This window comes from Vibrio genomosp. F6, from assembly GCF_005146325.1.
Classification (GTDB): Bacteria; Pseudomonadota; Gammaproteobacteria; order Enterobacterales; family Vibrionaceae; genus Vibrio; species Vibrio cortegadensis.
Genome location: NZ_SYUT01000080.1, coordinates 1 through 360, shown reverse-complemented (window position 1 = coordinate 360; position 360 = coordinate 1). Strand labels below are relative to the sequence as shown.

Annotated in this window: 1 protein-coding gene; it reads right to left on the bottom strand. The window is 56.4% G+C overall.

The features are described from left to right. The coding region (locus FCV43_RS20455; protein ID WP_170961699.1) for a hypothetical protein at positions 1-360 on the bottom strand (360 nt) is incomplete at both ends.

Here is a 360-nt window from a genome sequence, read left to right as displayed (position 1 = left end):
GTGATGTCTTTCGCTACCGCGGTCGCCACGTTGCCATCGCTGTCGGTGAACGTCGCGTCTACCGTCAAGGTGCCATCTTTCAGGCTGCTCACATCCACGTTTGGCACTTCGAAGCTGCCGTCTGCATTCACCGTCACGTCTTTCAGAACGATATCCGCAGTGCTGTCGTCGCCATCGCTGATGACCAAGTCCACGGTCGCCGCGTCGGTTTCACCGATGTTGCCGCTGATGTCCGCTTTTTCTGTTGCGTTGATGACTTCGCTGTTGTTGCCGTCCGCGTCGTTATTGTCCGTGATGCTCACCGTTGGTTGCGTGATGGTATCGCCATCATCGTCGCCGTCTTCACCGTAAGTGATGTCT